13 protein-coding genes and 1 tRNA gene are annotated in these 21,637 nt (G+C 55.7%); 7 read left to right on the top strand and 7 right to left on the bottom strand.

Annotated features, from left to right (window positions below; all coding sequences use genetic code 11):
• Positions 1-332: 332 nt before the first annotated feature.
• From ABX962_RS07280 to ABX962_RS07265, 4 genes are all read right to left on the bottom strand, one after another.
• Positions 333-2,654, bottom strand: a complete 2,322-nt coding sequence (locus tag ABX962_RS07280; RefSeq protein ID WP_372717997.1) for an RND family transporter — start codon at positions 2,652-2,654, stop codon at positions 333-335.
• Positions 2,655-2,816: 162 nt separating this feature from the next.
• Positions 2,817-2,981 (bottom strand): hypothetical protein, encoded by a 165-nt coding sequence (locus ABX962_RS07275; protein ID WP_372717995.1) that lies wholly within the window; start codon positions 2,979-2,981, stop codon positions 2,817-2,819.
• Between the two features lie 13 nt (positions 2,982-2,994).
• A complete protein-coding gene (locus ABX962_RS07270) occupies positions 2,995-5,064 on the bottom strand; it encodes a redoxin domain-containing protein (RefSeq protein ID WP_372717994.1) in 2,070 nt (689 codons plus the stop codon).
• 169 nt (positions 5,065-5,233) lie between these two features.
• Entirely contained in the window at positions 5,234-7,042 is a 1,809-nt protein-coding gene (locus tag ABX962_RS07265; RefSeq protein ID WP_372717992.1) for a preprotein translocase subunit SecA, read from the bottom strand.
• A gap of 461 nt (positions 7,043-7,503) precedes the next feature.
• Between ABX962_RS07265 and ABX962_RS07260 the strand changes: the two genes are divergently transcribed.
• From ABX962_RS07260 to ABX962_RS07245, 4 genes are all read left to right on the top strand, one after another.
• On the top strand, positions 7,504-8,439 hold the full coding sequence (locus ABX962_RS07260; RefSeq protein ID WP_372717990.1) for a hypothetical protein: 936 nt from the start codon (positions 7,504-7,506) through the stop codon (positions 8,437-8,439).
• Between the two features lie 199 nt (positions 8,440-8,638).
• Positions 8,639-8,712 (top strand) — tRNA-Thr (locus tag ABX962_RS07255).
• 84 nt (positions 8,713-8,796) lie between these two features.
• A complete protein-coding gene (locus ABX962_RS07250; protein WP_372717988.1) occupies positions 8,797-10,128 on the top strand; it encodes a DNA-directed RNA polymerase subunit alpha C-terminal domain-containing protein in 1,332 nt (443 codons plus the stop codon).
• Positions 10,118-11,299, top strand: coding sequence for a GspE/PulE family protein (locus ABX962_RS07245; protein WP_372717986.1), 1,182 nt, complete (start codon positions 10,118-10,120; stop codon positions 11,297-11,299). Before ABX962_RS07250 ends, ABX962_RS07245 begins: the two co-directional genes overlap by 11 nt.
• On the opposite strand, the gene ABX962_RS07240 is transcribed toward ABX962_RS07245, so the two are convergent.
• Together ABX962_RS07240 and ABX962_RS07235 are read right to left on the bottom strand one after the other, a co-directional pair.
• A complete protein-coding gene (locus ABX962_RS07240; RefSeq protein ID WP_372717984.1) occupies positions 11,296-12,066 on the bottom strand; it encodes a PIG-L deacetylase family protein in 771 nt (256 codons plus the stop codon). The two genes, ABX962_RS07245 and ABX962_RS07240, sit on opposite strands and share 4 nt — an antisense overlap.
• Before the next feature lie 414 nt (positions 12,067-12,480).
• On the bottom strand, positions 12,481-13,488 hold the full coding sequence (locus ABX962_RS07235) for a hypothetical protein (protein ID WP_339943288.1): 1,008 nt from the start codon (positions 13,486-13,488) through the stop codon (positions 12,481-12,483).
• Positions 13,489-13,861: 373 nt separating this feature from the next.
• On the opposite strand from ABX962_RS07235, the gene ABX962_RS07230 reads away from it, so the two are divergent.
• Positions 13,862-15,232 carry a hypothetical protein gene (locus ABX962_RS07230; protein ID WP_372717981.1) on the top strand — a complete coding sequence of 457 codons (1,371 nt, stop codon included), beginning with the start codon at positions 13,862-13,864 and terminating at the stop codon, positions 15,230-15,232.
• A 26-nt stretch (positions 15,233-15,258) separates the two neighbouring features.
• Positions 15,259-16,338 carry a hypothetical protein gene (locus tag ABX962_RS07225; RefSeq protein WP_372717979.1) on the top strand — a complete coding sequence of 360 codons (1,080 nt, stop codon included), beginning with the start codon at positions 15,259-15,261 and terminating at the stop codon, positions 16,336-16,338.
• Positions 16,339-16,532: 194 nt separating this feature from the next.
• Here the strand turns inward: ABX962_RS07225 and ABX962_RS07220 are convergent, their stop codons facing one another.
• Entirely contained in the window at positions 16,533-18,221 is a 1,689-nt protein-coding gene (locus ABX962_RS07220) for a sigma-70 family RNA polymerase sigma factor (RefSeq protein WP_372717977.1), read from the bottom strand.
• Positions 18,222-18,564: 343 nt separating this feature from the next.
• Here ABX962_RS07220 and ABX962_RS07215 point away from each other — a divergent pair.
• Positions 18,565-21,637, top strand: a 3,073-nt coding sequence (locus ABX962_RS07215) for a glutamate-ammonia-ligase adenylyltransferase (protein ID WP_372717975.1), incomplete at its 3' end; no start/stop codon positions are given.

The raw sequence follows: 21,637 nt of genomic DNA, 5'->3' as shown, positions 1-21,637 counted from the left end.
CTCGGTCGGCCCTCACCCGAGCAATCGCTAAAGGCTCTGCTCGACCTCTCCCAAACTTTGTTTGGGGGAGGTGACATGCAGCAAGGCACCTCTCCCGAGCGAAGCTAGGGAGAGGTCGGACGGGCTCCTTCAAGGCCTCGTCCGGGTGAGGGCCGACCGCGCAACTTTGCGTGCACTCGCCTCGGATTGCGCGGACGGCCCTCACCCGAGCAATCGCTCTGCGCTCTGCTCGACCTCTCCCAAACGTTGTTTGGGAGAGGTGATAGGCAGGAAGCAACCTCGCCCGAGCCAAGCTTGGGAAGTGGTGAACCGTATGCTTGCACAACGCCGAATTACAATTCAGCAACATCCTCGGTTTCGTTCCGGTGCGCGTACCGCTGCAGTAATGCCGGCAACATTACGAGGTCGGCGAACAGCGCGCCGCCGATCGTCAGAATTCCCATCGAGGCAAAGATCCTGTGATCGCGTGCATCGCTTAGTAACGCGGTACTAAAACCGACGATCAATACGACGGTCGTCATCACCAAGGCGGTTCCGACGCCGACAAAGGCGCGGCGGATCGCTTCGGTTCCGCTGGACGCCGTCTTCAGTTCTTCGCGGTACCGTGTCAAAAAGTGAATCGTATCGTCCACCGCGATGCCCAAACAAACCGTGAATGCACACACGCTGACGATCTCGAGACTTTCGCCCATGATCAACAGGATGAATCCGGTCATCGCCAATGGGAACAGATTGGGGATCATCGATATCAATCCCAGCCGCACCGAGCGATAAACAAACGTCAACACCGCAAAAATGATCACCGTGGCGGTCCCCAAACTAAACGCCAAATCGACAACAATGCGATACAGATTCTTCCATCGACCGACGGCGCTACCGGCAAGCTCGAGTCGAAAGTTCGGATGCGACTGGCGGATCGTTTCCAGCCCTTGCTCAATTCGCTCGAACACCGGGCCGTAGGATGCAATGCCACGATCCTGAAGCCGCATGACCACCTTGGCCACGCGGCGTTCCGGTACGAAGTAAGCTCGCTTCAGTGGCGGCGGCAACAATTCCAACAATGACATCCGCGTCCCCGGGTCGCCTTCGCCTGGCAACGCATCAATCAGACTGCGAATCGATAGCGGGTTTCCGATCAAGGGTTCGCTGCGGAGCAGATCATCGACCTCGGCAACCACCCGTCCGATCTCGCCATCGTTCGCGGCCACTTCGCTCCGCCACTGGACCGTCACTTCGGCCGTTTCCATCCCACCAAATTGTTTGTCGATATGAGCCAGCGCCTTCGCCGATTCACTGCCGGCACTCATGTTGCTGGTCAACCGTTGGTCGGGTCGCAATTGCAGCGTCATCACGGCTAACAGCAGCGTCACAACGATCGCCGCGAAGCTGACTTTCTTGGAATGCCGCAGCACGAACTCGATCACCACCGAGATCTTGCTCAAATTCTTGTCGATCAAATTGTGACCGTAACCGGAGTGGACATTCCGCCCCAGAGGACTGGCGCATGCCAACGGAATGACGGTGATGACCGAGATGAACGTCATCAGCACGCCGATCACGCAGCAATAACCAAATTCGCGAACAATCTCGTGATGCGCAAGTGCCAACGATCCAAATCCGATCGCCGTGGTCAACGAGGTCAACCAGCACGCCAAACCGACTTCGCGGATCGATAGCCGAGCGGCATCGGTCGCCGACATCCCTTCGGCGCGATGTCGGCGGATTTGCACCATCATGTGCACGCCGTCGGTGAACCCGACCATACACAGCAACACAGGGACGATGACCGAGTTGAACGGATTGTCGGCAAAACCGAGATAATGCAGCAGCCCTAACGTCCAAAACACACCAAAGATAGGAGCGAGTGCGACGATCACGACGGACGACAGCCCACGGAACAAGATATAAGCGATCACCAGTGCGATCGAGTAGCCGATCAATTGGTATTTGCGTTCGTTATCCCGCGTGCTGGCGGCCCAGCTAACGCGAATAGGCACCTCGCCAGTGACTTGAAACGTCATGGCGACGCCGGGATGATTTGCCAATGCCGCGGTCGCGGCTTCACGCAGCGTGTCGGTACAATCGCTGTCGTCGGTGACAAACAACCAATCAATTTGGACCATCAACAACAGCGTGTTTGCGTCTGGCGAAAGCAATTGGCCGCCGATCAACGGATTGGCCAACGCACGTTCTTTTGCGGCTTCGAATCGAGCGGGCGAGGCGTTTCGGTTGGGCAAAATGGGTTCAGGTAGACCGAAGATATTGAGCATCGGGGCTCGATCCATCCACAACACCCGCTCGACTTGATCGAGCGATTCGAGCGCAGCGACCGCGTCGCGAATCGCATCGGCTCCCTCCGGCGTGAAGAACTGCTCACTCTGAGCCACCACGATCACGTCGCCCGCGGCGATTTGAACGGGCGAGACATTCGGAGTTTTAGCGAGAAGTGATTTGTCGAATTCATCATCCGCCGACGTGTCGGAGTGGTCGGGCGATGAAGTGATCTTTTCAGGCCAGAGGATCGTGGGGTCGTATTGTCCCAGCCCCATCACGATGGTCCAAATGGTCAGGATCAGGAACGTCACGACGCGGTGGGTGACGATCCAATCAGCGATCCACGAAATGCGAAACAGCGGCGGGAATTTAGAAAACACTTCGTGTGAATTTCCAGGTGGTGATTGAGGGCGAGTGGAAAGACAAGGATCCGGCGTGACCGTTGTGGACGTGGCGACACGTCGCTTTGGATGTTCGGAACAATCAATGGCGTGCGGTAGTGGACAAGACCGGTAGTGAACGAGGCTAAGAGTCCTGCAGCTTCACTGAGCCAAAAAGGACTCGTTGCCTCGTCCACTACGGAAGACGCCGCCAATGATTCGTCCGACCTCGCTTAGCTGGACCGCCCTCCCCAGAAAGGAATCTTTAGCAAGATCCACTACGACTCGGACTTGCCGCTTCATCCGCAAAACGAAGGGTTCGGGCATTTCGCTCCTATCGTTAACGTGCACGCCGCAAACGACTTAACGATTCCACTCGAATCTCTTCATGACTGATTTGGCCGTCTCCATCATGATCAAACGAACCGAAACTGAACATCCGCACGGAATCGGGCAATTCGTGTTTTGTCAGCACGCCATCGTCATCGGAATCAAATCGTTTGATGTAACTTGCTGCAAACTGCGTCGCCTCTTGCTCTGACTTTTTCTGTTGCTCGTCAAGTCGTTTTTGTTTAGCCGCATCGTCGGTGGTTTCGCGCCGATTGGCCTGTGGCTCCAGCGGCTTTGCAACGGCCACAAACGTGACCGCCATCTCTTGCCACGTTTGATCGCCCCACGTGACAAACTCGGACGGATCTGGGTTCGTGGGATTGTCGGCCGAGTTATCGAACACCGCTGTGAAGGAGAGTTGGTTCACGTTGCCGAGCGGCAGCGGTTCGCTAAGCACGTAGTTATGTTGCCAATTGAAATCGTAGTTGGGGACATCCAACAACGTTTGCTCGCCCGACTTTGTTTGAGCGACAAAGCGAAACGCCTTGCCACGCAGATGCATGTGCGGCGTGATCGACAACAGCGTGCCGTTTTTGGGAAAGCCACCAATGTCGCCATCCACCGCATGGTTGGCTGCCCCCGGTGGGATTTCAAACTCCTGTTCGACGCCGCCTAACACAAACACTTCGTGCGTCACCTCGTTTGGATCGGCAAACAGTAAACCGATTCGCGTGACATCCTCGGCCGCTTTGCCGGTGGGCGTGTAGTGCATTTGGAACACGAGTTTAGAACCGGCACGAACGCGTTGAGCGTAGCCGGTTGGTAATTCGCTCGGTCGTTGGCCCGGGACATAAGCGGAAAGAAAACCGATGTCGCGAAAATTAGCACCATCGGGGGGACGGACGAAGGCGATCGAATGATGGACCACCGACCGATTGCCGGGAACGACTTCGGCGGCTCGAATCCATTTGTCTTCGGTAAAACCAGGATCGACGACAAAGTACTGGTACTCAACCGTCCCCGTGGCAGGAACATGATACGGAGTATCGTTCATCGTCACGATTTGGTGAGGCGGTTCGCTTAGTTGCCAGCCGGCGACATACTCGCGATCCGGTGGCAGTTTGCGGGCGTCGCCGTAGGGCATCCCGGCATCAACCCAATCGATCAAAATCTGCTTGTCTTGCTCGGGCATGTGCCGCGAATTGGCAAACGAACCATGCTTGGGATCGGCATGCCACGGCGGCATGCGATGTTGCCCGATCACTTCCAACGACATGTCGGCCCAGCCGATGACGTCGTCGTACTCTTCGAGCGAGAACGGTCCAATCTCGTCGGCTCGATGACACTCGACACAATGATTTTGCAACACCCGGCTGACTTGATCGCAGTACGTGATCTTGGATTCGGAATCGGACGATGTTTTTCGCGGCAGTGCGATCAAGCACCCCATCGCGGTCGTTTTCGGGTTGGGCCCCGGTTTGTTGGCCAACAGCGCGTCGATGGCATCCTGCAAATCGTGCTGTGTCGCCTGTTTTCGTGCGATGCCCGGTTCGTATTGATCATCGATGCGACCCGAATAGCGGACCGTGCCGGATCGATCGATCACAAAAACTTCGGGGGTACGTGTTGCACCGGATTGGATCGCGACCTGGCGATCGTAATCTTTGGCCACGGGAAAGGTCAGCCGATGATCTTTGACGTACCGCCGCAGTTCGTCCATCGAATCTTGGATGTTGCTGTTGATCCCGATGAACTGAACGCCTCGTTCCGCGTACTGATTCGCCAAGGCATCGAGCCGTGGCCCATAGATCCGGGCCAGCGGACATTCGGTGCCGAGGAAGCAGAGAACGTGCAGCGAAACGGTGGGGTCGGTCGAGAGCGACACGGCGGTGCCATCGGATCCAGGCAACGAGAATGGATCCACATGGTTTTGCAATCCATTGGGAGCCGCGTCCGCGCCAGCGGAGACAAATGCCAGCAAGGCGAGGCTGATCAAGGCTGTCTGAACCGAAGCAGGCCGGCGGTTTACCGATCGCCAATTTTGGGGGGCGAGCCGCGTTGTCAGGTCATTCGATGTCATATGCAAAATGCCCAGCCGTTTCGAAGGTGCAGGATCGATCGGAAGAACCGATTGATTGGATGATTGTTGTCATCATACCGCAGTGATCGTAAAGCGTGAATCGCCATCGATGGTAATGCCATTGCGTCAACGTGGCGGCAAATCCGCATTCTGTTGACGATGATTCGCGTTACGACGATTCGCTGATCGGATCCAGATGGGGATCGAGGCCGAGCGAACGCATTTGCTGAGCAAGATGGCGGGCTTGGCATGCCAAACGGTGGCGTCCACGCCGCTGCATCCGAGCGACGGCGGCTTGGGCGCGGCGAAGTTGCCAGCGGACTCGGGTTTCAGAGTCTGCGTTTCGCATGCGGTCGCGAAGCGAATCGGCGGCAGCCGTTCCATAGGCTTGATCAAGAATTTCATCGTCGATCGACCAATAACAGCGACACGAGCCTGGATCCCCTTGCCGGCCCGCGCGGCCAATCAATTGGCGATCGATTCGTGCCGCCGAATGCGGTTCGCTGACAATCACGTGCAATCCGCCAGCATCGGCCACCGACGCATCCAGGGGTATATCGGTCCCTCGTCCCGCCATATTGGTCGCGACGGTGATCCGTTTGGCGGTGCCCGCCGCTTGTACCCACTCGGCTTCACGGTCCACGTGCCGGGCGTTTAACACGACATGTTGCAATCCTCGCGAGTGCAAGACACGGCTCAGTTGTTCCGATTTTTCAATCGTTCGTGTACCGACCAGCACGGCGCGTCCCGCCGCCACAACGTCCTGGATCTCGTCCGCAATCGCGGCAAATTTTGCGGTTTCGCTATCACAAATCTGCGGCGGATACTCGACTCGTTGCGAAGGTTTCCAAGACGCCAAACGTCGAATCGACAATCCATAGACATCAGCAATCTCGCGACGATCCTCCCACGCGGTAGCCGTCATACCGGACAGGTGGGCAAAACGTCCGACAAACTCTTGGATCGTGATTCGCGCGATTGGCACACAGGGGGGGGTAATCGCCAGCCCTTCACGAGCCTGGATCGCTTGATGAATCCCTGCAGCAAAGGTTCGATCGACTTGCCCGCGTCCAGTAAATTCGTCCACCAATTGGATTTGATTGCCGGCGACGATGTAATGTTGATCACGACGCAACCGCGTGGCTGCATCGAGCGCCGTTTCAACCGCGTAAAGAATCTGAGTGGTCGTCATGGCATTCATTTCCGCGGGCATCGTCGATCGCAGCACTTTTTGGTGTCCCGCCGATGTCAAGGCAATCGCGTCCGAATCCGCGGTCACAACAAAGTCGATGTTGGCGGACAACGTCTTGGCAAAATCCGCAGCCCAACGGAACGTTGCCGCCGTGTCGACTTGGCCCGGCACCGGAGCCGATGAGATCACCAGAGGCGTACGAGCTTCATCGATCAGCACACTGTCGGCCTCATCGACCAACAACACGTCCAGTGTCATCCCGGGGTCAAGTGCGATCCCGGGGTCAAGTGCCATTCTGGGGTGATGGTGATTCACCGACTCGCTTCGCCGCCGGAGACGCTGGGTCAGAAAATCGAATCCGAACTGTCGAAGCGTGCTGTAGACCACATCCGCTGGGTAGGCAAGTTCTTTTTCGGCGGCAGCATTCGCTGCGGTGATCGACGCCACGGTGATGCCCAACGCCTGAAAAACAGGCCGCAAGAATTCGCAATCGCGAGTCGCCAAATAGTCGTTTGCGGTGGCGACAAAGACACGTCGGCCCGCTTTGACCATCGCGACGGCGGCCACCGCGATGCTAAGCGTCTTGCCTTCCCCCGTCTGCATCTCGACAATCGAAGGATCGAGCAGACAACGTGCCGCCGTGATTTGAGGCGGACGCAGCGTCATCCCTAATTGATCTTGGATCGCCCCTGCGGCGTCATCAAGCAACGACGCTGACAGCCGAGGACGACTTCGCGAAGAAGCCGAAGCGTCGTGATCGTGTTTGTCACTTACCACCGTTGGCATGCCCCGAATCGAGAGAGGCGAACGAGAGGGCACCGTGTGCCAGGATGAAACGGCGTGTTGATGGACGGGGCGAATTGATTTAGCACTTCGATCAACGTGCCGGTGCTGCTGAATTTCATTTTGATTCCGGCTACAGTTTTGTTAACTAAAAACCGAGGATTCGTGTATAAAAGGGCGACCAAGCTGTGCAATGCCGCGCGTGTCGGCGGTGGGTTGTCGGTGTAATCGTGCCTAGCCAGGCAACGCTGTGAAGCATTTTCCCCTACAAGATTTGTGCATTTCTTAGCGTAGCTGAAATTCACCTTTGCCAAAGCAGTTGTCTTGTCGTTGCCGTTGTGACGCAAAAAAATGGAGAACGGTCCAGTTCTTGCATTTCCACCCTTGAAACTCTCCACCTGAACGCAAACGGCGATTTTAACGTGTCAACTATTCGGGCTTTTTGCAACGTAGACCTACCGCGATTGGTGGATCTCTGGATCGATCACTGGTCTTGCATCGGCATGTCGCCCCCGGTCGCGATGGCGACGATTGAGCAGGCCATACTGGCTCGCACCTTTTTTGATCCTGCCAATCTGCTGGTCGCTTTGTCCGACGGCCAGGTTCGCGCATGGTGCCATGTTGCGGTGGACCGTTACCCCGAGGAAGCGGGCCAGAAGGGTGACCTGGACACGGGGTTCGAGCACGAGCATATGGGCCGCATGCTGGCAATATGTTTCTCGCCTAATGGGGGGCTAGAGGTCTGCGAGCCCTTGTTAGCGGCCGCCGAAGCCCGCGTCAAAGAACTCGGTTGTCACTCGCTTCGTGTCGGGCTGGTCCGCGACGGCTATGACGGCTACGTCGGATTGCCACCGATTGGTCACGGCATTGGCGTTCCCGAAGCGGACACTCGCACGACATCGTTGTTAACCCAGGCTGGCTACACCGCGAGCGATCCGATTTCGCGATTAGTGGTATCAACGAGCCCTTACCGCCCCCCGGTCAATCGTGAAGCATTGCAGTTGCGGCGGACCACCCGAGGTGTTCGCGAGCCTCGCATGCCGGTGATCCCTCGATTGGCGTCGGCGTTTTCGCATTTTGACATTGAATGCCACAAGATTGTCGACCATCGCACGGGCGAAATGCTGGCTCAAGTCGAACTTTGGTGCAGCGACGTCGAGGCGCAAGTGATGAATTGTGCCCATGCGATCCTGGATCTTTCACCGTTAGAGAATCCCGACCGGCTCAGTGGAGCGGAAAGTTTTTTGATTGGCAGTTTGATCCAAACGCTTTCCGATCGCCGAATATATGCGGTGGAAACGGCGGTCAACAGCGACCGCAGCGAACTGATTCGCCAGTTAGAGACTCTTCAATTTGAAAATACTGAAAAAGGGCACCAGTGGCAAAAAAAATTGGTTTAAACGCCACACCGCTGATTTTTCCCTCCTAATTGGTCATCACGTCTGGATTTAGAGGCTACAGAGGACGTTGTTCTAAGAGTCGCCTATTGACGAATTTTGGGTATTTCGCTTATTTTCTTTGGACACGCCGTTCTTTTGGCACAGGCTTTCGACATGGCACGCGGAGCCGGATTGCCTACAGCCCCCCGAACGAGTGAACGCCAGCGTAGCTTCAATTGGCAGAGCATCGCATTCGTAATGCGAGGGTTGCGGGTTCAAATCCCGCCGCTGGCTTCTCAATTAAGATTCTAATTTAGTGCAAGTTTTCCCAAACTTACATCCATAGCTTAAACAGCTCGCGACAGGAGATGCTTCTCGATGAGTGATATCGAACTCGATGTGCTCGATTTGAAAGAGATGGTTCTGGCAAACAATTCGTTTGGTCCATCCGATGTCGCAGCCATTCGTTCTGCGATCACTGAGAATTACGGCCATTTTGGCGAACTTCGCGACGCCGTAAACGAAATGGAAACCGACGAATCGCTCAGCCCGGCAGCAAAGACCAAGATGGGTGTTTGCTTGTTCCTGCTGGGCAAATTCAAATCGGCTCTGGAAACGCTGCAGAATGCCGATGGCAGTGCGATGGCATTGTTTTATCAAGCACGAGCGTTGTTTGAACTGAGCCGCTACGACGAATCCATTCCGGTTTACCAGCAGGCACAAACATCGGGCTACAACGCCGATGAATGCAATATCCGTATCGCCGAAGCACATCGATACGCCGGTCGCACGGAAAAGTCGCTCGAGATCCTTGATAACATTTTCGGACCTGCCGAGCAGACATCCGAATACATGTACCAACGCGCTGCGACGGTTTCCGCCGTGGGTGGTCGTTTGGAAGAGGCGCTTGCCTTGTACCAACGTGCGGTGAACACCGACGAAAATCACGCCGGTGCTCTGTTCGGATTGGCCCTGGAAAACGATCGACTCGGCAACGACGCCGAAGCATTGAAACTGTACGAACGTGCCGCCAAAGCGTTCCCAACCGGTATCGGTGCACTGATCAACCTTGGTTTGATCTACGAAGACAACAACCAATTCGACCGTGCTCAGGCATGTTATCGCCGAATCCTCGAATCGTATCCCGATCATCCTCAAACCAATCTGTATTTGAAGGATGCCGCTGCGACGGGCAACTTGTTGTACGACGAAGAAGCTCAGCGCCGCAACGATCGCTTGGCACAAACGTTGAACATGCCCGTTGCCAATTTCGAGCTCAGCGTGCGAAGCCGCAACTGTTTGCAGAAGATGGGCATCGACACGATCGGTGACCTGACGCGAACCAGCGAAGCGGAACTGCTAAGCAGCAAAAACTTTGGCGAAACCAGCTTGGTCGAAATCCGCGAGATGCTGACCAGCAAGGGTCTTTCGCTTGGTCAATTTGCTCACGAAAAGAAGAGCAACGATCCACCGATCGACACCAGCCACATGTCGCCTGACGAGCAGGCGCTACTCGAGCGTCCGATCTCGGACTTGAACCTTTCGGTTCGTGCTCGCAAGTGCATGGCACGTTTGCAATTGAACTCGATCGGCGAGTTGGTTCGCAAAACGGGCGATGAAATGCTCGAGTGCAAGAACTTTGGGGTAACCAGCTTGAACGAAGTCCGTGAGAAGCTAGCCGATCTCGGAATCAAGCTTCGTGGCGACTGAGCCTTCGTCGATTTTTTCGAATTTGGATCCTGCGGCGAGCGATTACGCCATCGCCGCAGTCGATCGCTTGCTCGAGACCGCGATCTCGAGCAACGCTTCGGACATCCACATGCAACCTCGCAAAGAGGGCTGGGATGTCTTGTTTCGCATCGACGGTGTGCTATCCGTCGCCGACTGGATCCGCGGCGGCAGTGCAAGTGATCCCGTCACACGGTTGATGGTGTTGGCGGGGCTGCCGACCTATCGAAGCACGCAACCGATGGAAGGTCGACTGAAATGGCGGAATGATACATCGTCTGGGACCGAGTCGCCGTCACTGCGGCTGAGCGTATTCCCTACCGTTCATGGACCGCGTGCGGTGCTGCGAGTGCTCCGCAAGGACGATCGGTTTGATACGCTGGATTCCTTGGGGCTCGACAAAGCGACGACCGCGAAGCTGGGTCAACTGTGTCTGCAAACCGATGGTGCCGTCCTGCTTTCGGGTCCGGCGGGCAGCGGCAAAACGACGACGATGTACAGCATGCTGCGAACGATTGCGGCACTGCAACCGCGGCGAAGCGTGATCACGATCGAAGACCCCGTCGAATCGATTATCGATTCGATCAGCCAAAGCGAGCTCGATCCAAGCGGTGGGATGACGCTCGCATCGGCGTTGCGAAGTGCCGTGCGTCAAGACAGCGAAGTGTTGCTTGTCAGCGAGATTCGCGATCCCGAGACGGCCGAAGCGGCGATGCAGGCGTCGTTAACGGGGCATTTGATTTTCTCGTCGCTGCATGCCACGGATGTCGCGGCAACGCTGCGGCGAATGATCCAATTCGGCGTACCAAGCTACGCGTTACAGAGCGGCATTCGCGCGGTGTTGACGCAGCGATTGCTGCGACGACGATGCACCGAATGCCAAGGGGATGCGGCACAAAAGGCTCACTGCAAAACATGTGTTGGCACCGGATATCGCGGCCGCGTTGCGATCGCCGACTGTCTCTTTTTCGACGGTTCCGATCCCGTGGGCGACGCGTTGTCACGAGCGCTCGACCGCGACGCCTCGGCGGTACAAATGCGAACCGATGCGATCGACGCGGGTTGGGTAGACCTTCGCAGCCAAGCCGAATCCTTGGTTCAGCAGGGTGTCACTGATATGCCCGAAGTCTACCGTGTGCTGGGTGAGAACTAAGTCCGCGTGTCGACGATGATATCCGCCAACGCGTCGCGGAGCGGATCATCCTCGGGACCACAAAAACCCCAGTGCTCGCGACGACGCCAACCTTCGGCGTATTGGAATTTGCCACTTTTTTGCCCCATTTGCAAACTGAGATCGCGCATCGCCTGCAAATAACTATCCATCCCTTGGCTTTCATCGAGCCACTGTTTTTGGCTGGCGTGACAGGCAAGCGCCTCGACTTTTGTTTCAATCACATCGGATTCGTCGATATACATATGGGGCGTGATCCACTGACCAAGCGGAGTGCGATGCCCCGGCGTTTGCGCGTGATAAACGGTCACGGGATCCATATAGACTGGCAATTCGGGATCGCTTTGAAAGTTGGGCATCCCATGCGCAAAGGCGGCACTGACGGCCAAACGACAGCTGATCTCGTGGTCTTCCATGTAATCGATTGGCGAATGCGTCAGCACGATTGTGGGCTTTGCTTTGCGAACCATCGCGGCCACTTTGCGCAGGTTCTCGGGCGTGTAGGCCGCTTCCATGTCGGGAAAAATCGGATCGTAAAACGTCGCCCCGATCACCTCGGCAGCACGTCGAGCCTCGGCAAGCCGTGTCGCAGCGCACGTCGACTGATCCATCGTCGTGGATCCACGCGAACCATCGCAGAGATTGGCGTAATGCAAATCCCAACCGCGGCGGCCGAGCTGCAACATTGCACCGGCCATGAAAAATTCGATGTCGTCAGGGTGGGCCGCAATGGCAAGAACAGCGGGCATCGTTTGGTTCTCGTTAGGAGGGATCACGTTGGTGAGATGATCCGTTTTACCAAACTTACTTCGCCGCGGCGACACTTACGCCGTTTGCACCAGGATTGCTCGGACGATAGCGTGGTCGCCCCCCTCAGCCGCCGAGCAGCACTGCAAGCCGCCCGGTCTAATGCGAACGTCGTACTCGCCGCAACCGGATATAGCACCACGCTGCGGGCACCACCCAAAGTAGATGGCAGTGGGCGAGTGTCCCCGAAACGCTTGACGGCTTGTTGATTTAGTCCAAATGCGAATTGCAATGGTGAGCCGTGGGCCGTGAGGCACCGGGTACCGCGTGGGCCCCGGCCGCTGACGCGTCGCGGCTCACTCAATCAACAAGTCGTTGACGCGTTCCGCCACGAAATGCTGCATAGCGTTTCCGCACTAACGTCGCGATGACGACGGTCGCGATGCCATCTGCTGTTTCGGTCGCAGCAGGTAAACCTTGGGGTCGTCGACAATGAACGACGTGCTCCAACGATGACCGTCGTCGGCACTACAGATGTTGTAGAAGAAGGTTCGGAAACGTTCGGCGCGGTAATCGTAAGGAAATTGGCTGGTGATGTAATCGTCTTCGGTCAGATCATCGACCCCTTCGGATGCATAGTAATGCACCATCCCGTCGGGAGTCACACTCATGCCGAGCGTCCACCAACCGGTCGTTGTGATTTGGGGACCACGGAAATCGCCACCACGGCGGTTGCTGCGAATTCGCAGGTAGGCGTAGTCGTTTTCACGATTTCCACCCTGGCTTTCGAACTCGATGAACATGCCGGGCCAATAGACTTCGTTCCCCATCTCTTCGACGGTTCGTTTGAAGATCCCGATCCCGATTTCTTTGTCGACCATCGCGGTGGTTTCGAGCGCCAATCGGAACCCAAAATGAGGCCCACTGCGGTTTTCCCATTGCGCCACCGGTGGCAAGAAAACGCGAGTCGTCACGCTGGGGACTTCCGACACGTCGACGCGTCGTTTCAGCCGATATTGCACGTTTGCGACAAAGTCATCTTGGTGCATCTTGCCGCTCGGTTGTCCCGGGATACCGGTAAATCGAGAACGCATCAATAACGCACCTTCGCTGCCCGGCAACCCACCGGCCGGAGTGCGAACACGCTGGACGATGTCGGGATGGCCTCGCTTGATCCCTTCGTACCAACGTCCGTTCGTACTGCGTCCCATCGGGCTACGCTGGTTCTCGTCAATGTCCTCAGTGCTCTTCGGATCGTTAGGAACATAGTTCCAATTTGGATCCTCAAAGTCATCGGCCACACCGACGATTTCGGTCCCGGTGCCCGGAACCACAGCCCGTTGAGCATGCGCGGATTGCATTGCTGTGCCACCCCACAGCAACATCGCGACAGTGCTAGCGATACGAATATTCGTGATACGCATGTTTCGATCCATCCCTTGTGGCTCTGTTAACCAACAAAAAAGCCCATTCAACTTTTGGAAGATCTCGCACACGCATCTACGTGCACGCTGGTCCTCCGCCCTTGAAAGAGACAATCGGCATAATCGATACAATTTCTAAAACAAATCTGAACCGCTTCCCTCTGATTCAATCTGGACGCTGCCACCCGATCCTGTTATTGACGTAAAAACAAACCGAAATGCACGAAACAATGGGTTGCTAGCATCCCGCTCTGATTTTATCGATTCAAGTCGAACTGTTGGCGAAAAGCCACGGTTCCGCTGCTTCGCCCCTAGTTGCTTTCCCTTCCTCGATCGTCCATCCCCCCATTCACCGCAGTCGTCTGAATAGTTTATGTCCGTTTCCGATTCTCGTTTGCTGCTGTTTGACGACAACATTCGTTCCATTGGCGGCCATTTTCTTGAATTGGCAACGCTGTTGATGGAAGGCGCCGCGGAATTGGGTTACGAAACCCGGCTGGCGACCCATCAATCGTTTGATGGATTTGACGCCGTTGATCCTGCAATTCACGTCGAGCGTGGCTTTCGCGCGCGACGAATGATCCATTGGTCTCTCGGGGTAGACGGCCGTTCCAAAGTGCGACGCAGTGTCGATGGTCGCAATATCGGTGGCAGCAAGTGGCAAAACACGTGGCAAAATCTGCGTGATCCACTTTCGCGACTCGATCGCCGCCCCAGTGTGATGCTCGAGCGATGGTCCGAAGATTTCCTTGGACTGTTGCGACGTTGGGGTGCCACCGGCAACGACACGCTGTTGATCAATACCGCCGACGATTTCGTGATGCTGGCACTTGCTCGTGCCTTACAACAGTTGCCGCCCGGTGATCCATTAACGATCCACATCGTTTTCCATTTTGCGGTATTTGATTCACAAACCTCACCCGCCCAGCGGCAACAATTTGGCGATCAAGTCAACGCCGCGATGAAGCAGATGGCAAACCATCGCATCCATTTGCACGCCACCACCGCGTCGCTGTCAAAGCAGTTGGCCGAAGTCGGGGTCGAGGCCAACGCGATTCCCTATCCGACGCGTTACCGAGCACCGCGGGTGCGTAACAGCGATTCGCAGCGATACAAGATCGTGTTGGCGGGAACCCCGCGAGCCGAGAAAGGGCGAAGTGTGATCCCCGCGATGCTGTCGAAGATTCACGCTCCGCATTTGACCAGCGGCCGTTACCAGATGTCGATGCAGATGCCCGCGAAGCGTTGGAAGCGGATGATTCCCAAACCGATGCAGCCCACCTATGAACGAACGCGTGCCGCCGCAAATGCGTCGACAGGTGAATCGGCACACGATTCCTATTTCGAAATCACGTCGTCGGACATGCCCGCAGACGAATACCATCAATGGTTGGACACGGCCGATGTGGGATTGTTCCTGTACGATGCATCGCGCTATGTGGCTCGCTGCAGCGGCGTGCTGTTAGAAATGTTTATCCGCGGCGTTCCCGTGGTGGTTCCCGACCACTGTTGGTTGGCCGACCAAATTCGTGCTGCGGGTGGCAACGGATCGGTGGGCTATATCTACGAGTCGATCGACCAGATCCCCGCACTTCTCGACCGCATGCACCACGAATACGAAGCCATCCGTTGGCGTGCGCGGCATCATGGCATGGCGATCGCCAAACGGCACCGTGCCACCAACACGTTGATCCAAATGGGCATCCGACCTGCGGGACAGATTAGCCAGAAGCGAGCTGCATAGCGTCCAATCGGAAAAATGAGTTCATCATGCAATTGAAAAACATCGTCCGATTTCCGGTTGATATTCGTCGCGCCAAACAAATCTTGGCCTCCCGAGTGGCGTCCATCGAAACGCTGACCGAGCGTCCGATTGCACTGGACCTTTATACCGATCAAATGCTGTTTGACTGCGGACGTCATTTTGCGTCTTTGGCACATCATAGCCGCGAGATTGGATCCCCGTTTTTGGTTCGTGGCAGTCGGCTGTTGTTGGCCAGCGTCGCGCGAAAGATTCATGGCGCCGAAATGTTAGCCGAGGGGCATGCCACGTGGCTTGGACCCGACGAACCGCTGCCGAGCGAGGCTGTTGCGTTGTGCGACGTTCCGATTTCGCAAGCGACACGCTTGGGGATGGGGTCACGGCAAATCGAGATGATGATCGGCCGCGATATTTTGCCGCAGCGTCCGGTGATGCCTTATCCGATGCATCCAGCAACGCTTCGTCATTCCGACACTGCATCGCGAATTGCATTACGAAGCGAATTCGCGCGTGAAGCGATCCTGTTTGCGGGCAGCCAAAAATCGAAATACGGCCACCAAAAGATGAACCAATCCTTTGGCGTGCTGAGTCGACTGCACATTTTGGAGGTGCTGCGTGAATTTGTCTCCGAAAACGCTGCGATCCCGATCCGATTGCAAGACAGTGCGGAGACGCCGATAGCGTCTTCGCAGTGGCTGCCGTTTTTGGCCCAGCATCGGTTCTTTGTTTGCTGCCCTGGGGCGGCTCAGCCGATGTGCCACAATTTGATTGAAGCGATGAGCGTCGGCACGATTCCGTTAATTGAATATGGTGACCGATTGCGGCCCGAGTTATGCGATGGCGAAAACGCGATTTGTTTCCGAGGTGCCGACGGATTGCGGGATGCGATCGATCGCATTCATCAACTTTCCGCGTCACAGTTGGATGACATGTCACGATCGGCGGCCACGTTCTATGACAAGCACTTGTGCGGCAAGACGTTTCTCGCGGCGGTTCGTGACGACACCCTCGATCTGACGCAACGTCAAATCGTGATGCCGTTTCACAGCGAGAACTTTTTCACGCTAACGCGTCCTCTAGCGGCGTAGTGATTCACCGCGAGTGCAACGGGTCCACGCTCTGGCGAGCGTAGCAACGACCCACGCTCTGGCGAGCATTGCTACGGTCCACGCTCTGGCGAGCATTGCTACGGATCCACGCTCTGGCGAGCGTAGCTACAAAATGGCAATTGCCGTATCTTGCTGCCACGAATTGCTTCACAGTGATTCGCGACAACGTTTTGCTACAGCGCTTCGCTGCCTTCGAGCATCGAGATTTCGGCGCCGTCCAAGAAACTGACCAACGACTTCGCACGATACGGCTGTTGCAGTTTGCGGACCGCCTTGCTTTCGATTTGGCGAACGCGTTCTCGAGTGACCTTAAAGATCCGTCCTACTTCTTCGAGTGTGTAGGTGTAGCCATCGGCCAAACCATAGCGAAGTCGCAAGATTTCACGCTCGCGGTAGTTCAACGTTTCCATAGCGAGATCGATTTGCGTTTTTAATGCTTCACGATTCGTTTCCAGCAACGGATCATCATCGCGATAATCTTCGAGGAACTCACCAAACACGCTGTCTTCGTGGTCACCGATTGGTTGGTCCAATGACAACGGTTGACGGCTCATTTTGAGGATGACGCGTGTATCTTCGAGTGGCAATCCGCTGCGGTTCGCTACTTCTTCGGCGGTGGGTTCACGTCCGTTTTCTTGGACCAGGTCACGGGTGATCTGGCGAATTTTGTTCATCGTATCGATCATGTGTACCGGCACACGAATGGTGCGGCTTTGATCGGCGATCGCTCGCGTGATTGCTTGACGAATCCACCACGTGGCGTACGTGCTGAATTTGTAGCCGCGGGCATGTTCAAATTTGTCGACCGCTCGCATCAATCCCGTATTGCCTTCTTGGATCAGATCCAAAAAGGAAAGTCCGCGATTGCGATATTTTTTGGCGATCGAGACGACCAAACGCAGGTTACCCGCCGACAAAACTCGCTTGGCGGCATCGTAGTCTTCGCTGAAATGGTCGCATCGCTTGACGCGTCGAGCGAGCGTGAGTGGTGTTTCGAAGGTCAACCGCATTAGATAGCGAAGTTCGCTTTGCAGTTCCTCTTCGCTTGGCATCCCCGGCATCGCCAACAGTTCAGGCTTGTTGAGGATGGATTGGATTTCCGCCATGCGATTGGCGGCGATTCGAAGCTTTTCGAACAACGGTTGCAGCCGATTGGTTCGCAGATTCATTTCCTCGATCAAGCGAACCGCCTTGTTGCGACGTACGACAAGGTTTTTCCAAGCAGCGCGTCGTTGACGCATTGGCAGACGTTTGTTGATGGCGGTCAAATAATCGCCGCGATTCAAACGAAGCAAATGCTGAAGCGTCCGCACATTCGGAACGATCCGTTTCATGATCGCTTTCTTTTCCGCCGCATTGGTCACACTGACCTCGATGGTGCGGTCCAAACGCAATTTTTTGTCACGAACCTGCTCCAACAGCTTCAAGGAACCTTGCAGCATGAAGTCGGTCGCTAACATCCAATGACGATAGCGTTCGCGAGTTTTTTCGATCTGTTTGGCTGCCGAGACTTCTTGATCGCGACTGAGCAAAGGGATCTGGCCCATTTGCATCAAGTACATGCGAACCGGATCTTCGGTGGGGTCGGTATCGGTTTCGACCCGACGAGCGGTTGGCTCGTTGTCATCGTCGTTCGCAGCAATGGCATCTTCGTCTTCGGCATCAACGTACTGTTCTCCCATTACGCGAGTACGTCGCGTAACAGATTCCTCCGCATCATATGCATCATCTTGAAGACTGCGACGGCTGAATTTCTTTCCCATCAAGCTCTCCTCGGCACCCGTGTCAAAAACGTCGGTAACGTTCGAGAGTAACCAAGCAGTATCGGTACCAGCGGAGGCGTCGGGCATCGCATAAATCATGGCAAACCGTTGTCAGTGAATAGTTTAGGTCAATTAGAGAAGAGGATTCGCGCCCCAGCGTGTTTCCGAAAAGCAACGGTTGGGTGTTGCACAAAATCAACATTGTGTTGCGCAACCCACACCCTGGTGGGACGTTCTCGAGGCGAAGGAAGGGCAAATCTCCCCGCGTTTGAATCGTAGGTTACGTTTTGGCCGCACTACACGAATCTCGCGAAAGGTTTTAGACTAAAGTGCGGCTGCAATTCAGGTGGTGAAGCGAGAAGCCCTCGTAGGAAGAACCCCGTTGCAGCGCAGCCTTTACCACGTCCCACGCATCCGCGTTGCACCTTGATCCAATCCAACTATGCCAGACAACTTCGATTGGATTGATTCCACCACCTTTGCCGCCCCCGAAATCGCTCGGGACCATGCCCATCGAATCTGGCAACTCGCGGTCCCGCGGGACCTGCTGGTATCGCTGCAAGATCGGCTGGTCGAGCAATTCCCCCAACTGGATGACGCCGATGCGTCGCTCGACTCGTTGGCTTGTTTTCTGACATCCGCTACGGCCCCCGAGTCGTTGCTCGAGCTGTTCCGAAACGATTCGCGATCCCTGCCATCGCTGCTGCAGATTTTCGCAACCAGCCCTCGGCTGACAAAACATTTGGTCAGCGATCCCGATTTCTTTCAAATCCTTCGTCAACAAGACGGACAAGCGGTCGACCGAGCCGAGTTGGTAGATCGACTGTACCAATGCATGTTGGAGGTGGAAGATTTCGATGAAGCGTCGGCTCAGATTCGAAGTTTTTTGATCCGTGAAACGAGCCGGATCATCTATGGCGAGTTCGCTCGTTCGATGGTTCCCGAAAAAGTCGGGCGACAATTGGCCTATGTCGCTGATGCGGTGGTGCAATCGAGTCTTGACTTTCTACTTCGCTATCTCCCTAAACTTCGCGACACCCCGGTGATGCCCAGCGGCAACACGCCGCAAGTCACGCTGATCGGATTGGGCAGTTTCGGTGCCGAAGAAATGAGTTACGGCGATTCGCTGCAGCTGATTTTTCTGTACGATCGAATTGACCCATGGAATGTGACGCATCGCGAGTATTACGACTTGTTGGTCAGCGAATTCATCCGCTTGCTGCGGTCGGACAACCCGATTGACGATGGCTATAACATCGATCTTCGCCAAAGCCCGATGTATGAAACCGGCACTCGGATTTGCAGCTCGTTCGAAGCCGCACGCATCTTCGAAACGTCCGGTCGCACGTGGCAGCGAATCGGATTCATCAAAGCACGGGTGGTCGCAGGTTCACAGACGCTAGGTGAAGGATTCTTGACCCGGCTGCAGCCTTGGATTTTTCGCCGCTTTATCAGCCGCACGGATTTAGCAGAGATCCAGACGCTGCAGCACAAACTCGAACGCCGCACTTTGGCGTCCAGCGACGCAGCGTCGTCTTCTGCGGAACAGAAACCATGTAACGTGCTGCGAGATCCCGGTGGCCGAGGTGACATCCAACGAACGATTCAATTTCTGCAACTGTTGCACGGCGATCGGTTACCCGAAGTCCGCAAAGCGAACACCTACGATGCATTGATCGGATTGGAACGTGAAGGGTGTGTCACGCATGAAGAAGCGTCGCTGTTGTCCGAGAACCATGCACGGTTATGTCGATTGCAGCATCAGATCGCGGTGATGTTTGAAAAACTTGACGACCAAGTCCCGATCGAAACCGAGTTGACCGAGCGATTGGCGTGGCAATTGGGGATCCGTGATTCCAAGTCAAAACATGGCGATGCGGCGCGTTTTCGCAAACAACTCGAAGAGGTGTTTGACGTCAATTGCCGGATGATCAACCACTTGATGCTCGATGCGCCCGACGATGGATCGTCGATCGCCGTGGAAACCGAGCTGATGCTTGATCCCGATCCGGCAGCCGAAACGATCACCCAAGTTCTGTCGAAACACGCATTGTCGAATCCTGCTCGCGCGTTTGAAGATTTGATCGCGTTGAGTACCGAATCGGTTCCCTTTTTGTCGCCGCATCGATGTCGCCACTTCTTTGCTCAGATCGTCCCCTCGTTGCTGTCGGAAATTTCGCGAACTCCGCATCCTGATAAAACGCTCACCTCGCTGACCCGGGTAGCCGATTCGATCGGTGCCAAGGCGACCTTGTGGGAGCTGCTTGGCACGAATCGGCCGACGATGCAGATGATGGTACGACTGTGTGCCGCGGCGCCGTACTTGGTCGAAATTTTGACCGACAATCCGGGGATGATCGATGAACTGATCGACTCGTTGTTGATGGATCGGTTGCCGTCGGCCGAACGACTTGATAGCCATTCGATCGAATTGTGCCGTGGTGCGCAAGAGATCGATGCGATTCTGCACAGTTTCAAACAGAGTGCCCATCTGACGATTGGCGTCCGCAATATTCTCGGCAAAGAAACGTTGGCGGCCACGCAACAAGCGATCGGGGATACCGCGGAATCATGCATCCGGCGGATCATCGAATTTGAACAAGAGCGACTTGCCGCCCAATACGGAGACCCGGTGACCGCAGAGGGTGAAAAGGCCGAGATGATTGCCGTGGCACTTGGAAAACTCGGTGGCCGCGAGCCGAATTATCACAGCGACTTGGACGTCGTGTTCCTATATTCGGCCGATGGCGAAACATGCCGACGTGTCGGCGGCCCGCGATCGACGGCGACCAACCGCAGCTTTTTCAACCAATTGGCCCAGCGTGTGATCGAGCGGATCAACGCCCCGGGACCGAAGGGCCGGATGTATGAGCTCGATGGACGGCTTCGTCCCCCGGGCGAAGAAGGCGTGTTTGCAGTCTCCACCGAAGATTTCCTGAATCGGTTCCGACAACACGAGGCTCCGCTGTGGCAGTGGCTGGCGATTTGCAAAGCACGTTCGATCTCGGGTTCACGAACGAGCCGAACTCGGTTTGACAAGGCGGTTGCGACGTTGCTGACCGAGGCACCGTGGAAATCGGGAATGGCCTACGAAATTCGCAAGATTCGAACTCGTATGCAAGAAACGGCAACCTCCGGAAACTTGAAACGAGGCGAAGGGGGCACGGTGGATGTCGAGTTTGTGGCCCAAATGTTGACGCTAAAACATGCTGCGGAATCTCCCAATATCACGCACTGCAACACCACCCTTTCGCTGGAACGACTTGCCGAAGCGGGACATTTACCCGAAGACGAAGCGTTGCAACTGATCGCGGGCTACCAAACGCTTCGCGGTGTCGAAATTAATTTGCGGTTGATGAAAACGCCTCATCGTCACGCGTTGCCCGAACTCGATTCGTTGATGAAAAACTTGGCGTTCCTGATGAATGAGAATGATCCCAAGATGATCGAAGCGGCGTGTGATCAAGCACGCCAGCGAAATCGTCGGCTGTTCAATCGTATTTTTGACCGTGCGT

This window comes from Novipirellula sp. (assembly GCF_041583735.1).
Lineage (GTDB): Bacteria > Planctomycetota > Planctomycetia > Pirellulales > Pirellulaceae > Novipirellula.
The sequence above is the reverse complement of the archived record's forward strand: the minus strand, read 5'-3'. Positions and strand labels throughout refer to the sequence as shown.

Coding starts and splice junctions, on each gene's coding strand:
- ABX962_RS07225 (WP_372717979.1), top strand. CDS start 15,259: ATGCAATTGAAAAACATCGTCCGATTTCCGGTTGATATTCGTCGCGCC.
- ABX962_RS07275 (WP_372717995.1), bottom strand. CDS start 2,981: ATGCCCGAACCCTTCGTTTTGCGGATGAAGCGGCAAGTCCGAGTCGTA.
- ABX962_RS07235 (WP_339943288.1), bottom strand. CDS start 13,488: ATGCGTATCACGAATATTCGTATCGCTAGCACTGTCGCGATGTTGCTG.
- ABX962_RS07240 (WP_372717984.1), bottom strand. CDS start 12,066: ATGCCCGCTGTTCTTGCCATTGCGGCCCACCCTGACGACATCGAATTT.
- ABX962_RS07270 (WP_372717994.1), bottom strand. CDS start 5,064: ATGACATCGAATGACCTGACAACGCGGCTCGCCCCCCAAAATTGGCGA.
- ABX962_RS07220 (WP_372717977.1), bottom strand. CDS start 18,221: ATGATTTATGCGATGCCCGACGCCTCCGCTGGTACCGATACTGCTTGG.
- ABX962_RS07250 (WP_372717988.1), top strand. CDS start 8,797: ATGAGTGATATCGAACTCGATGTGCTCGATTTGAAAGAGATGGTTCTG.
- ABX962_RS07230 (WP_372717981.1), top strand. CDS start 13,862: ATGTCCGTTTCCGATTCTCGTTTGCTGCTGTTTGACGACAACATTCGT.
- ABX962_RS07265 (WP_372717992.1), bottom strand. CDS start 7,042: ATGCCAACGGTGGTAAGTGACAAACACGATCACGACGCTTCGGCTTCT.